The following is a 13,233-nucleotide window of genomic DNA, read 5'->3' as shown; positions in this document are numbered from 1 at the left end:
TCCCTTGGTTCATTAGTAAAATTGATTATTTAGTGAAGTTTAGACAACAAAATCTTATCTTTATTTCTGCCTGATTATACCCTTCATGATCCTTATGTTGCTTCTCGACTTTTTCAGCAAACCCTAATTACAGAGAACCAATTTTGTAGATAAATTATCAAGTGTGACTCCAACAGCGATGATGATTTTGACTTTTGTTAGCACAACTTTGGTTAAGGATATTCTATATTCTGAATCTTGGCAATTTTCTAGGAAATATCAACAGGAAAATCACCTCATAAACCTTATAAATATTTGGATGTTTTATATAAAACAATTTGTCTAATAGCATAGCAAAAATTACTAAAATCGGACATTTATTTTTAGACATAATTCCGATATTTATGTCTTTAAGTTCTGAAGATTTATGGTATTTTTAAATTAAATTAAATTAAATTAAATTAAAAAGGTAAAGGTGGTCAGGTATGACAAGCCCTGAGAATAATTTGTTATTCTTGGGGCTTTATTTAGGATCACGAATTTACAATAATCGACAATTAAAAATGAACCTGGAATGAAACAATTGTCAATTATCAATTGTCAATTATCAATTGATAACGACGTGGTGTATAAACTCTTGTATCTTTTTCACTGGTTTCAATTTTCCGAGTTTGGGAAGAACCAATAATAATCAAAGTTCGCATATCAGCATCCTTTGGTTCTAATTGTTCCAAAGTAATGACTTTTACCGTTTGTCCTGGTCTGCCAAGATTCCACCCTAATATTACCGGGGTATCTGGTTTTCTGTACTTTAGTAAGATATTTTTCGCTTCTTCTAATTGCCAAGTTCTTTCTTTGGAAATAGGATTATAAAATGCAATTACAAAATCACCTTGGGCTGCGTTTGTAATACGTTGGGTGATAATTTCCCAAGGTTTTAAAATGTCAGAAAGAGAAATTACACAAAAGTCATGTCCCAAAGGTGCGCCAATAGCTGCTGCGGTGGCTTGCATGGCGGAAATACCAGGGGCTACTTGAATATCAATTGTTTGCCATTCTGGTTGTTGATATTTATCTATGACTTCAAAAACTGCGGTGGCCATTGCATAAATACCGGGATCTCCTGAAGAAACTACTGCTACATATTTACCTGTTGCGGCTAAGTCTAAGGCCATTTTTGCCCTTGCTTCTTCTTCTCTATTATCCGATTCATGAATTTTTTTACCTTCAGCTAAAGCACCAATTAAATTAATATAAGTCTTATAACCAACTAAATCTGTAGCATGATTGAGAATTTCTTTAACTTCGGGTGACATCCATTTTGATGCACCAGGTCCAGTACCAATAATGGCTAATTTTCCCTGTGGTCGTCCGATGGTTTCGGGGTTGATAATTTCTGGAGAAATACTCAGAGTAATCTGGGAAAATGGAGAACACAAAGATTTGTTATTTGGTTCTGTACCTGCACAAACAACTGCTTCATGAAAACAGTATCCTTGGGTGGTAAATTTTGTCAGTTGACTCACTGCAAAAAACCGAATGGGTACTTGAAAAATGTGGGCGATATTTTCCAGTATGGGATCAGCAGCTAGGTAAAGAGGTGCAAGAATAACAGCGACTGCTTTGGATGAAACCTGTGCGTCTTCTAGTAGTTCGTAAATGTGGCTAAGTGTTCCTGAGTTGGGGGAAGTAATGGCGATCGCTACTTTTTTGGGATGATAAACTAAACAGTCAGGTTGAGGAATTACGTTTTTTTCTGTCACCTCAATAGTTAACTCCCCATTTTCATCAATAGGTAAGTTACTTTCACTCAACCAAGGTGCTGTTCCTACTAATTTAACTTTTGCCCCTGCTAATAAGTCAGATATAAATTTTTTCGCATTCTCTGGGTTAGCTAAATGATATCCAAAAGGAGGAGATAACAACGCTGTCCGAAAACGCAAATCTCCTGTAGTGGTAATGGCAGCTTGTACTTTTAAAGCTGCTGCTATTTGCCGTGCTAATTCGTTTACTCCACTTAGTCCACCCAAAAGCGGGACAACTGCACTCCCATCTTCAGCTACAGCTAATACTGGTGGTTCTTGACTTTTATCTGTAATCAGTGGTGCTAAAGTTCTAATCAGAATCCCGGCTGCACATATACCAATTATCGGTGTGCCAGCGGCGAACAACTCGCGCAGTGTATCGCCAAAGTTTGTAAAGCTTACATCAACATCACAGGTGCGACTTGCTAACCCGTATAATTTTGCACCTGGTAAAATACTTGTAATTTGTCTGGCTACTGTGATACTATTTTGACCTAGTATGACAACGGCAGATGTCAACCTTGTTTTCATTTAAAATTTATATTTATTTACTTATTTTAAGATAGTTCTTCCTTATTAGGAGACACTATATCAGGTTTTTAGATGGGTGTCAATAGTCTTAACTTACTATTGCGCGGTGACTGGGGACTGGGGACTGGGGACTGGTGACTGGGGACTGGTGACTGGTGACTGGTGATTGGTGACTGCTTAAAGTCTTTGCTTAGTGGGTATAACTATCATCGAGAAATAAGGAACTTGTTCGGGATCTACTTCATCTAAAGGTACAATTCTTTGCTGTGAGGTTGTTGCCCGTTCAATATATTTTGCCCGTGAAGCTAGTCCTAATTGATGCAGGATATCACGCACTTTGGCAAAGTGACGACCGAGTTTCATGATTGCTGCTGCATCTGTGGCTAAAAGCTGGGCAGTTAGCATTTCTGTGGGCAGGGTGGCAGGTAGAACTGTGAGAATATCGTTGTAGTAGGTGAAGGGTACTCCCAAGGATACTGGACAGGCCATTAAGGAAGAAATGCCAGGGACAACTTCCGTCTGATATTTCTCAGATAAACGAGTGAAGATGTACATGAAAGAACCGTAAAAAAACGGATCGCCTTCACACAATACAACGACATCCCGACCGGCGGCTAGATGTTCACCTATGGGTTCAACTTCTTTGTCATAAATGGCTTTGGCTTTTTCTGGTTCTAGGGCGCGGGGAAGATGATATAAAACTTCAATTTGATTACCGGGTAAGTATGGCGACACGATTTTTCTGGCGATACTTTCCCGATCTATTGCTGACTGATAGGCAATAACAGAGGCCGAACGTATTAAGCGTAATGCTTTTAATGTCAATAGTTCTGGATCTCCAGGACCAACACCAACTCCATACAGACGACCTTTTGAGTTCATATTTCTTCCTCGGTTGCTATGGCGTTAACGGCAGCAGAAGCGATCGCACTGCCTCCTCTTCGTCCATGTAAAGTCATAAATGGCACACCACGACTATCTTCTGCTAAAGCGACTTTTGATTCGGCCGCACCGACAAACCCAACGGGAAAGCCTAAAATTAATGCCGGACGTGGTACTCCCTCATCTAGCATTTCCAATAATCTAAATAAGGCTGTGGGTGCATTACCAATGGCCACAACTGCCCCATCTAAATGAAAACGCCACAGTTCTAAAGCTGCTGCTGATCGAGTATTTCCCAGGCGTTTGGCTATTGTTGGTACTTCTGGATCATTTAAAGAACAAATAATTGCGTTATTGGTGGGTAATCTTTTTCTGGTAATGCCTTGTGCAACCATGTGACAGTCACATAAAATTGGTGCGCCAGATGCTAAGGCTTTTCTACCTGCATCCACGGCATTGAGTGAATATGCTAACTCTGGAACTATATCCGGCATTCCACAGGCATGAATTAAACGAACAGCAATTTGCGCTACATCATCCGGTAGGGTATCTAATTTAGCTTCTGAGCGAATAATGGCAAAAGATTTTCTGTATATTTCCTCAGCATCGCGTATATAATTATACATAGTTTTGATATTTGGAATTTGAGACTTAAATGGATTGAACAGTGAACAATTGTTTGAGTTCAGATATATCATAACGATTGGCAAATTCTCTAAATGATTCTTGAGAACTAACCCGTTTCATTTGATACACTTTTAACATTCGTTCCATGAGTTGAGGTAATTCGGCAAAAGTCACATTTTCATAAATTGGACGACCAAATTGTTGTAAGGTATCGTCACCAAGATACACTTGATATCCTTCCCTGGATTCATTTTCTGCCTCAATTTTCACTCCTAGCAATGTAATATCACTTTGATGATGTTGAGCGCAAGATTTAACACACCCACTAAAATGAATATTAATAGCAGAATCTAAGGTGATGTGAGTTTCTAAATATTCTCCTAATGTTAAAGCGTGAGTTTTGGTGTCTGTTGCAGCAGCAGCACAACCCCGCTTTCCTGAACAGGAAACTAACCCGCTTTTAATGTTGGTAGCTGAATAACTCAGTTCTAGATGGGCAATTTCTCTTTGCACTTGTGCAATGTGTTCTTGGGCAATATCTGTGATTAGTAAATTCTGCCAAGGTGTGAGTCTGAGATTACTATTACCATATTTGGCGGCTAAATCAGCTAAACCCCGCATTTGCCAAGTTTGCAACCGTCCCAAGGGTAAAACAACACCGATATAATATAATCCTGATTGTTTCTGTTCATGTATGCCAATATGGTACATTTCTTGATTATTTTGATTATTATGTTTAGCTTCATCATGTAAATTTGCGAGTTTGCTTATTTGTGTGAGATTTTGAGATGCTATTTCTTTGGCTACCTGTAAATTATTTGCAGTTAAATACTCTGTAGCTTGTTGTAAATAATTTTCCCAGCCCAAATTATCAATAACCTCCCGCAAGCGTGGTTTACGCCGGCTACTAGGATCTGTATGCTGTAAGTAAACCTCTGCTAAAGCACCTAAAAATGGTATACATTGTGCGGGCGTTAATAAAATTCCTGTATTTATAAAAAATTTTTCTTTTTCACCACCACAAAAATGCAAAATGAGATATACTAGTTTATGTCCCCATTTCCCCGTAGGAAAGAACTTCGGTTCTTTCCTACCCCCCTGATCAATATCAACAGCCGCTAAAGTGATATCATTGGGGAAGTGTTTGAGAGAAAGTTTTCCACCACCATCGAAGCCAACGCTAAATTTTGCCGAAAGTCCGCCTAAATGGGAATTTTCTGTGATGTATTCATCCCAAGCTTTCACCAGAGGATGAGTATATATTAATTCTTGAGAGTCTATACCCGTAATGGGACTCGTCATAATATTGCGAATATGGTCTACAGCAGGATTAATAGAACCTAATCCCATTTTTTGTAATTGCTGGAGAATATCAATATTTATTTCTTGTTTAATTTCTCTGATTTGTAAATTAGCGCGATTGGTAACATCAACATAGCCGCCTCCATAATTATCCGCTATATTGGCGATCGCGTGTAGCTGTTCACTATTCAAAATGCCACCGGGTATTCTTAGGCGAGATAAGATGCCATCTTGGGCTGGTGTGGTGTAAAATAAACCTGGACAAGCTGTAAATGGACTTAACAAAATGGTCACTCCTTCCCCGTGCGACGCGGAGACAGAACAGGGATAAATTTCCTAGAGTTGGCATTCTGACTTGTTCAATTTAGGATTTTAGATTTTGGATTTTGGATTTTGGATTTTCTGATTACCCTTATTTTGTTACAATGTTTTTCTCAGTATCAATTATCTAAAATCAGCAATCTAAAATCTGACATTGCTTTACAGCTGCGGCACAGTCCCGGAATTTAACCGGAGTTTCCCAAATCTAAGATTTTGAATTATACCACAAGAAAGAATTTTTGGAAAGGTAATGGGTAATGGGTAATGGGTAATGGGTAATGGGTAATGGGTAATGGGTAATGGGTAATGGGTAATGGGTAATTAGGTTATTCATCTTCCCCCAGTCCCCAGTCCCCAGTCACCAGTCCCCAGTCCCCAGTCACCAGTCCCCAGAAGGATAGGCGATTTGATTCCAAAGTACCTCAATTTCTACACCTGTTAAAGCTTTAGTAATTTCTGTTTGGGAGTGAGTATAATAAAGGATAAATAAAACCAGTACCAATAAAACCAGGATAAATCCGCCAATGAGACAGATTATGTACCAAATTAAGTTTGAATTCAAATGCAATAGTTGACCTATTTTAACAACAAATTTTAGTATAAATATAATTTTATTATAAATAAAATTATTGGCTGTTGACCAGTCAAATCTTACTTTTGGTATATACTTATTTTAAAAATCTCTAGCCTTGGGTTGAAGAAAAATAATTATTTTCTTGTTTAGAATTGATTAATGTATTATAAATATAAAAAGATAAGTAAATCAAGCTTAAGGAAAGGAACTTAATATCCAGACACCGGGCTTCTTTAAGAAGTCCGGGATCTATCCACTATCCACTGTAAGTTGCGCCATTTTTGTATTTGGTTTGTATTTTGATGAGAGTATTTGGATTAGAAATGTATGAAAATTCAACCAGAAATTACCTATCGTAATGTAGAGAAATCAGAGGCAATTGATAATTTAGTTCATGAAAAAATTGCCAAACTAGAGAATATTTGTAATTACATCAATAGCTGTCACATTGCTATTGAAAAAATCCATGATCGTCCCCGTAGCGGTTCTCCTTATCGAGTGAGAATTGATCTGACTGTTCCGCCTGGCCATGAACTAGCAGCGGAAAAAAATCCGGGTGAGGGTGTTCAATATCAACCGTTAGATGCAGTAGTGAGAGAAACTTTTGATGCTATGCGTCAGCAGTTAGTTAAACTGACTCAACTGCAACGTGCAAGTGAACAAGCTGGCAGATATGAGGAAGCGCAAGAAAGTACAGGTTTGGTAACAAAATTATTTCGAGAAGATGGCTATGGTTTCCTAAAAACTTTAGATGGAAGGGAAATATATTTTCACCAAAATAGTGTTTTACATCACGACTTTGACCGTTTAGAAATTGGTACTGGTGTGCATTTTTCCTTAGAGGATGGGGAAGAAGGACCGCAAGCAAGCACTGTAAAAATAGTTGATAAACCTGGTGTGCGTGCTGGTAAATCTTCAGAAAAATTAGTTGAAACTCCTTTAGATTGGTAGGATTTAATAATGGACAATTGACAATGAACAATTGATAATTAATTATTACCTCTCCCTGTAAGAGAATAAAAACAGCAGATTTTTTGATTTTTTCACCTTCAAAGGAGAGGTTTTTAAGTTTGAATACAATAGTCAATTATCAACTGTTAATATCAATTATCAATTTATCACTTATTGGCTGGAAAGGATATGAATACACAAATTGATGAATTGAAAAAAACAGCATCTCAATTACTGGCAGCAATGCTATCTAATCCTCACATTTACCCTCAAGTTAGTGATGAGGGAGGTTATGGAAATTTGGAACAGAAATTAATGATTGCATCTGTAGAAATGGCAGAGAAATTAATTGAGCAGATTGACAAGAATAGCTCAAGAAAATGATCAATTTTTCTCCAAGGGCGAAGCATTCGGGCGAACAATGATCAATTTTTATCCCAGGCTATTTTCCGAAGGCTTCGCCCCTAATAGATTCTACCTTAACGGTGAGAGAGTTCTAAAAAACTAATTTTTTGTGGTATAAAACTTGATGAACTTTCCCAATAATCTGCTTTGTTAATATTGACTTTTAGCAAGGCAATATTCGGTTCATCTATTCCTTGGGGAAACCAAGTTTGTAATTCGGGTTTCCATTTCTCTTGTAATTTATTTCTATCTTTCACCAGTTCTGCTGTACCGGAAATAGAAATATATCGCTGTTGATCAGGTGAAGAAAAACTCACATTTACTTGTTGACGACGTTGAATTTCTAAGACTTTATGAGAATCAGCAAAGGTAAAAAACCAAAGTTTACCATCTGCATCAATGTCGCTAAAAATAGACATAGGACGACTATGCAAACTACCATCATCATCGACTGTAGTTAACATAGCATTGTCAATGTCTTTAATCAGTGTACGCAACTGCTGAGTTTTTTGATTGTGTTCTTGTGAATTTGCCATTTAGGTATTTTTTTATTTAGTAATGGGTAGCTCATATCTTTTTTAGTATTAATGTTTTTAGATTGCTATTACATGAGTCTATAGGTGTAATTCTCACCTTAGTAATTAAGTTGCTTAGTGTATAACTAAAGGAATATTTTGAGAAAAAAATTAGAGAAAAATGATAATTTTGTTTAGGAATTACAAATAATTATGTAACTTGAGGATGATGGCAATAGCTAGTAATTTTTATAATATTTTTTTATACTATTTTAGTGATTGACTGGATCAAGTGATAATAGGAGAGATGTAAAAATGGCATCTACATTAGACACAATTATTGAAGGTTTGACAGCAATTGTCTTTTCACCTGTGATTTTACCGATTGCATCAGCAATGAAACAACCTGTAGTCCAAAATACTATTAAAGATAGTATTTTGTTATCAGAAAAAGTTAAGGATGCAGTTGCAGAAATGGGTGAAACGGTAGAAAAAGTAAGCGCAGATGCAAGAAAGGAGAAACCAGAAAGTTTTCCATCTAGAACTCAATCTAGAAGTCAATTTAGAAATCAATCTAGAACTTATGGAAATTATTTCACAAATGGTAAATCAGAAGCAGCAAAAGATTTAATCAATGTCATCTCTGATATTAATACAGATGTGGCAAGAATGACAAATGGTGTTGCTGATTTACGAGTGATATTACCTGTAGGAATTGGTTTACTTTCGCTGCAACAATTGTTAAGAAAAGGATTTCAATTAGAAGAAATACCTTGGTATATATTGGCTTGGTATGCTTTTGATATTTTTACCAGACTAAATTTTGAGGATGAAACTCAATTAACAAATTTATCAATTAATACTGTTTCAATGGAATTTCAGGAGCAACAAAGTAGTGATTCAAATAATACACAGCAATGTCAAAGGGAGAGCTAGATATAAAATTGATGAACTTTATCGTTCGCAGTCATTAAAGATATATTTGGAGCGATCGCTTGCTAATTACCCAGAAATTATTTCTGTTGCTGCTAATGTGTTAACTAGCAATATTTTGATTATTTTTCAACCAGACGTTAGCTATAGGAAAATTGCATATTTTATTGATAAAGCTTTATCGGGATATAAAGATAAGGCTGGATTTACTGATGTTAAAACATTAGTACACCCTACTAAAAAAGATAAGTTAACTTTATCCAAGCAAGAGCAAAAAACCGAAAATTGGTATTTAATGACAGCGGATAATGTTTTGCAATCATTAAATACTTCCCATATCTCAGGATTATCTAATGAAACTGCCAATAAATACCTGAATAAATATGGTAAAAACCTATTATCAGCAACAGTAAAACGCTCAGAAATCAGTATGTTAATTGAGCAGTTTAAATCATTACCAGTTGCTTTATTAGGTGTTGCTGCGGGAATTTCTATTTTCACTGGGGGAATTATTGATGCTGTAGTAATTTTGGGTGTAGTTGGTTTAAATGCTACCATTGGTTATATTACAGAAAGTCAGTCAGAACGCATTATTAATTCCCTGAAAAATCGCTCAGAAAAATCTACTTGGGCAATTAGAGATAATAAGCTACAAGAAATACCTACAGAAAATGTAGTTGTAGGAGATATTTTAGTTCTTAAACCTGGTAGTTATATTGCCGCAGATGCCAGAATTATTGAAGTTGATAATTTAACTATTGATGAATCTGCTTTAACTGGGGAAAGTGTTCCCGTTTCTAAAAATCCCACATTATTACATGGTGAAGATGTACCTTTAGCTGATCGTTTGAATATGATTTATAAAGGTACATTAGTTATTAATGGACAGGGTTTAGCAGCGGTAGTTGCTACAGGCAAATTTACCGAAATGGGTAAAATTCAGCAATTAGTTAGTGAAGCAACAACAACTCAAACTCCCCTTGCTAAACAATTAGATCAAGTGGGTAGTCAACTGGTTTTTATTAGTATGGGATTATGTGGTTTAGTGTTTGGAATGGGAGTTTTACGGGGATATAATTTATTAGCAATGTTGCAATCTTCTATATCTTTAGCAGTTGCAGCAGTACCCGAAGGTTTACCAACAATTGCTACCACAACCCTAGCTTTAGGCATTCGTGATATGCGAAAAAATAAAGTTATTGTTCGCAGTTTAAATGCAGTAGAAGCATTAGGTTCGGTGCAAACTATTTGTTTAGATAAAACCGGAACTCTCACAGAAAATAAAATGTCAGTGGTGGAAATAGTCACCGACAGTAAACATATTCAAGTCAGGGATGGTGAATTTATTACTGGGGAAAAAATTATTAATCCCTACACTTATAATGAACTATTAAAATTAATTCATGTAGCAATTCTTTGTAATGAAAGTGAAGTTAGTAAAAAAAATGATGCTGATGAATATCTGGTTACAGGTTCAGCTACAGAAAATGCTTTGATTTACACAGCGATTAGTGCAGGTGTAGATGTGATGGCGTTGAAAGAAAAATATCCTTTACTGCAAACTAATTTGCGTTCTGAAAATCGCAACCTTATGAGTACAATTCATGCAACTCATAATTGTCAGCAAATGGTGGCTGTGAAAGGAAATCCTGCGGAAGTTTTACAACTTTGTCATCGGTGGATGAAAAATGGTGAAGTTGTACCTTTGATAGCAGAAGACCGACAGAAAATAGAAATAGAAAATGATCGTTTAGCAGGAAAAGCGTTAAGAGTTTTGGGTGTGGCTTATGGTTATATTGAGGAAGTGGAAAATAACAATAATCATGAATCAGATTTAATTTGGTTGGGTTTGGTGGGGATGGCTGATCCAATTAGAAAAGGTGCAAAAGAATTAATTGCCGACTTTCATCAAGCGGGAATTAATACGGTAATGATTACTGGTGATCAAAGTCCTACAGCTTATGCGATCGCTAAAGAATTAGAATTAAATCGACATCCCCAATTAGAAATTCTTGACTCTAATAACCTCAATAATCTCACCCCGGAAGCATTAGCAGCACTCAGCGACAAAGTAGACGTTTTTGCCCGCATTAGTCCTAGTAATAAACTGCAAATTGTTCAAGCATTGCAGACATCGGGTAAAGTTGTTTCTATGACCGGTGATGGTATTAACGACGCACCTGCATTAAAAGCTGCTCAAGTCGGTGTAGCAATGGGTAAAGAAGGTACAGATGTCGCCCGTGAAGTTGCTGATATTGTCTTAGAAGATGACAGATTAGAAACAATGATGATTGCGGTTAGTAGAGGCAGAACAATTTACAACAACATTAGAAAATCTGTACATTTTCTCTTAGCTACAAATCTCAGCGAAATTATGGTGATGACAACCGCTACCGCAGTCGGTATTGGTGAACCTTTAAACGCAATTCAACTTTTATGGTTGAACTTAGTAACTGATATTTTCCCTGGACTTTCTTTAGCTATGGAAGCACCAGAACCAGACGTATTAAATCAACCTCCGCGTAACCCAAATGAACCAATTATTAAAAATACTGATTTTGGGAGAATTGTGTTTGAATCTGCTGTCATTTCTATTAGTACCTTAGCTGCTTATGGTTACGGTATTTTTAAATATGGAATTAGTCCTAAAGCTAGTACCTTGGCTTTTATGACTTTGACTTCTGGGCAGTTATTACATACTATTAGCAGTCGTTCTGAAAAACACAGTATTTTTAGTCAGGAAAAATTACCGCCTAATCCTTATTTAACGACTGCTGTTGTTGGTTCTTTTGGTATTCAAATTTTGGCTTTAGCTGTGCCACAGTTACGGAGTTTATTGAAAATTGCCCCGTTGAATATGGTTGATACTGTTGTAATTTCTGGTAGTGCTTTGTTGCCATTGTTGGTAAATGAAGGGACTAAAAAAATCAGTTGATAAGATATTTTGATAACGAACCACAGAGGCACAGAGAACGCAGAAAAAAAGAGAGGATTTTTTTATGAAAAAGGATTTTATGTTTACGTCGGAATCTGTGACGGAAGGGCATCCTGATAAACTTTGTGATCAAATTAGTGATGCTATTGTAGATAGGTTTTTACAACAAGATCCCTATGGGAGAATTATTACAGAATGTGCTGTGTCAACAGGTATTGTTTTTATTGCTGCGAGATTTGAACCTAGTGCAAATGTGGATTTTACTAATATTGCTAGGCAGGTAATTGAACAAGTTGGTTATCAACAAACAGAATTCAATGGTAAAAATTGCAGTATTTTAACTAGCTTAACAGAATTGCCTCCTGAAGAATATCATTTATTTGATGAAAAGATTTTATCTGATGCGGAAATAGAGAAAATTACTGTCAAGAATCAAGCTACAGTTTTTGGTTTTGCTTGCAATCAAACTTATAATTTTATGCCTTTACCGATTTGGTTAGCACATAAATTAGCTCGACAAATTAGTGAGGTGAGAAAGCAAAAAATCCTCTCTTATCTTACCCCAGATGGTAAAACCCAGGTAGGTGTTGAATATAAAAATCGTCAACCTTATAGGATTCACAGTATTACAGTTATCGCTAGTCAAAATCAATCGGCAAAACCAAATTTACAACAATTACAAGATGATATTAGAGAAACTGTGATTGCTCCTGTGTTTGCAAATGAAGCAATTAAACCTGATGCTAAAACTAGAATCTTTATTAATCCTGATGGATCATTTATTATTGGTGGACCCACTGCCCATGCAGGTTTAACTGGTAGAAAAAACGCTATTGATACCTATGGTGAATATTCTAAACATAGCGGTTCGGCGTTAAGTGGTAAAGACCCCATTAGAATAGATAGAATTGGGGCTTATGTTGCTAGATATGCTGCTAAAAATGTTGTTGCTGCAAAGTTAGCTGATGAGTGCGAAGTACAATTAAGTTATTCTATCGGACTTTCTCGACCTGTGAGTGTGCAGGTGGAAACTTTTGGCACTGGGAATATTTCTGATGAGGAAATTACTGCTATTTTAGAGAAACATTTTGATTTTCGGTTAGCAGGAATTATTAAACAATTTAATTTAAGGTTTTTACCTTCATTAACTAAAGGTGGGTTTTATCGCAAGCTTGCTGCTTATGGTCATGTGGGTAGAACTGATATAGAATTACCTTGGGAAAAGTTGGATAAGGTGGATGTATTTTGAATTTGGGGTTAATAATTAGGGTTTGCTGAAAAAGTTATCTGTGAAGGCAAGGGAACAGGGAACTCTTAACAGGGAACAGTTTCAGCTATCTGTCATCCTATAATTTCCTGATTTATCAGACCCAAAATGCACACTTTTTCAGGTATACCCTTCAAAATCCTTGCATCTTTTTCTTGTTTATTAGCCTCAAACCTTCAATATATCTAGCTTTTGTCTTTATTCAG

Annotated in this window: 11 protein-coding genes and 1 pseudogene; 5 read left to right on the top strand and 7 right to left on the bottom strand. The window is 36.4% G+C overall.

Features of this window, described 5'->3' with window-relative positions:
- Positions 1-572: 572 nt before the first annotated feature.
- The 6 genes and pseudogenes from cobJ to FFR48_RS30605 all read right to left on the bottom strand — a co-directional run.
- On the bottom strand, positions 573-2,315 hold the full coding sequence (gene cobJ, locus FFR48_RS18780; RefSeq protein ID WP_137668419.1) for a precorrin-3B C(17)-methyltransferase: 1,743 nt from the start codon (positions 2,313-2,315) through the stop codon (positions 573-575).
- Between the two features lie 177 nt (positions 2,316-2,492).
- Positions 2,493-3,197, bottom strand: a complete 705-nt coding sequence (locus tag FFR48_RS18775) for a precorrin-2 C(20)-methyltransferase (protein WP_137668418.1) — start codon at positions 3,195-3,197, stop codon at positions 2,493-2,495.
- The gene (locus FFR48_RS18770) at positions 3,194-3,823 is read right to left on the bottom strand and encodes a precorrin-8X methylmutase (RefSeq protein ID WP_096568155.1); all 630 of its coding nucleotides are present in this window, start codon (positions 3,821-3,823) and stop codon (positions 3,194-3,196) included. The genes FFR48_RS18775 and FFR48_RS18770 overlap by 4 nt, the downstream gene beginning before the upstream one ends.
- Before the next feature lie 25 nt (positions 3,824-3,848).
- Complete coding sequence (cobG, locus tag FFR48_RS18765; RefSeq protein ID WP_137668417.1) at positions 3,849-5,411, bottom strand: precorrin-3B synthase; 1,563 nt, start codon at positions 5,409-5,411, stop codon at positions 3,849-3,851.
- A gap of 241 nt (positions 5,412-5,652) precedes the next feature.
- Positions 5,653-5,781 carry a hypothetical protein gene (locus tag FFR48_RS30180; RefSeq protein ID WP_268932449.1) on the bottom strand — a complete coding sequence of 43 codons (129 nt, stop codon included), beginning with the start codon at positions 5,779-5,781 and terminating at the stop codon, positions 5,653-5,655.
- 51 nt (positions 5,782-5,832) lie between these two features.
- Positions 5,833-5,928 (bottom strand): annotated as a pseudogene (locus tag FFR48_RS30605) (metallophosphoesterase); the annotation flags it as partial.
- Between the two features lie 420 nt (positions 5,929-6,348).
- Here FFR48_RS30605 and FFR48_RS18760 point away from each other — a divergent pair.
- A complete protein-coding gene (locus FFR48_RS18760; RefSeq protein WP_096568157.1) occupies positions 6,349-6,972 on the top strand; it encodes an HPF/RaiA family ribosome-associated protein in 624 nt (207 codons plus the stop codon).
- A gap of 189 nt (positions 6,973-7,161) precedes the next feature.
- Positions 7,162-7,356, top strand: a complete 195-nt coding sequence (locus tag FFR48_RS18755) for a hypothetical protein (RefSeq protein ID WP_096568159.1) — start codon at positions 7,162-7,164, stop codon at positions 7,354-7,356.
- Between the two features lie 95 nt (positions 7,357-7,451).
- Here FFR48_RS18755 and FFR48_RS18750 read toward each other — a convergent pair whose 3' ends face one another.
- Positions 7,452-7,913, bottom strand: coding sequence for a pyridoxamine 5'-phosphate oxidase family protein (locus FFR48_RS18750; RefSeq protein WP_096568161.1), 462 nt, complete (start codon positions 7,911-7,913; stop codon positions 7,452-7,454).
- Between the two features lie 294 nt (positions 7,914-8,207).
- Between FFR48_RS18750 and FFR48_RS18745 the strand changes: the two genes are divergently transcribed.
- From FFR48_RS18745 to metK, 3 genes are all read left to right on the top strand, one after another.
- Positions 8,208-8,828: a DUF5132 domain-containing protein gene (locus FFR48_RS18745; RefSeq protein WP_096568163.1), complete on the top strand. Its 621-nt coding sequence runs from the start codon at positions 8,208-8,210 to the stop codon at positions 8,826-8,828.
- Positions 8,788-11,760, top strand: coding sequence for a cation-translocating P-type ATPase (locus FFR48_RS18740; protein WP_137668416.1), 2,973 nt, complete (start codon positions 8,788-8,790; stop codon positions 11,758-11,760). The genes FFR48_RS18745 and FFR48_RS18740 overlap by 41 nt, the downstream gene beginning before the upstream one ends.
- Before the next feature lie 64 nt (positions 11,761-11,824).
- Positions 11,825-13,009, top strand: a complete 1,185-nt coding sequence (metK, locus tag FFR48_RS18735; RefSeq protein WP_137668415.1) for a methionine adenosyltransferase — start codon at positions 11,825-11,827, stop codon at positions 13,007-13,009.
- The last annotated feature ends 224 nt before the right edge of the window (positions 13,010-13,233 follow it).

This window comes from Sphaerospermopsis reniformis (assembly GCF_005402885.1).
In the GTDB taxonomy this organism is placed as follows: Bacteria; Cyanobacteriota; Cyanobacteriia; order Cyanobacteriales; family Nostocaceae; genus Sphaerospermopsis; species Sphaerospermopsis kisseleviana.
The sequence above is the reverse complement of the archived record's forward strand: the minus strand, read 5'-3'. Positions and strand labels throughout refer to the sequence as shown.

Bases quoted from the DNA above. Each gene is read 5' to 3' on its own strand.
- cobJ (WP_137668419.1), bottom strand. From the start codon at position 2,315: ATGAAAACAAGGTTGACATCTGCCGTTGTCATACTAGGTCAAAATAGT.
- FFR48_RS18775 (WP_137668418.1), bottom strand. From the start codon at position 3,197: ATGAACTCAAAAGGTCGTCTGTATGGAGTTGGTGTTGGTCCTGGAGAT.
- FFR48_RS18770 (WP_096568155.1), bottom strand. From the start codon at position 3,823: ATGTATAATTATATACGCGATGCTGAGGAAATATACAGAAAATCTTTT.
- FFR48_RS30180 (WP_268932449.1), bottom strand. From the start codon at position 5,781: ATGAATAACCTAATTACCCATTACCCATTACCCATTACCCATTACCCA.
- FFR48_RS18760 (WP_096568157.1), top strand. From the start codon at position 6,349: ATGAAAATTCAACCAGAAATTACCTATCGTAATGTAGAGAAATCAGAG.
- FFR48_RS18755 (WP_096568159.1), top strand. From the start codon at position 7,162: ATGAATACACAAATTGATGAATTGAAAAAAACAGCATCTCAATTACTG.
- FFR48_RS18750 (WP_096568161.1), bottom strand. From the start codon at position 7,913: ATGGCAAATTCACAAGAACACAATCAAAAAACTCAGCAGTTGCGTACA.
- FFR48_RS18745 (WP_096568163.1), top strand. From the start codon at position 8,208: ATGGCATCTACATTAGACACAATTATTGAAGGTTTGACAGCAATTGTC.
- metK (WP_137668415.1), top strand. From the start codon at position 11,825: ATGAAAAAGGATTTTATGTTTACGTCGGAATCTGTGACGGAAGGGCAT.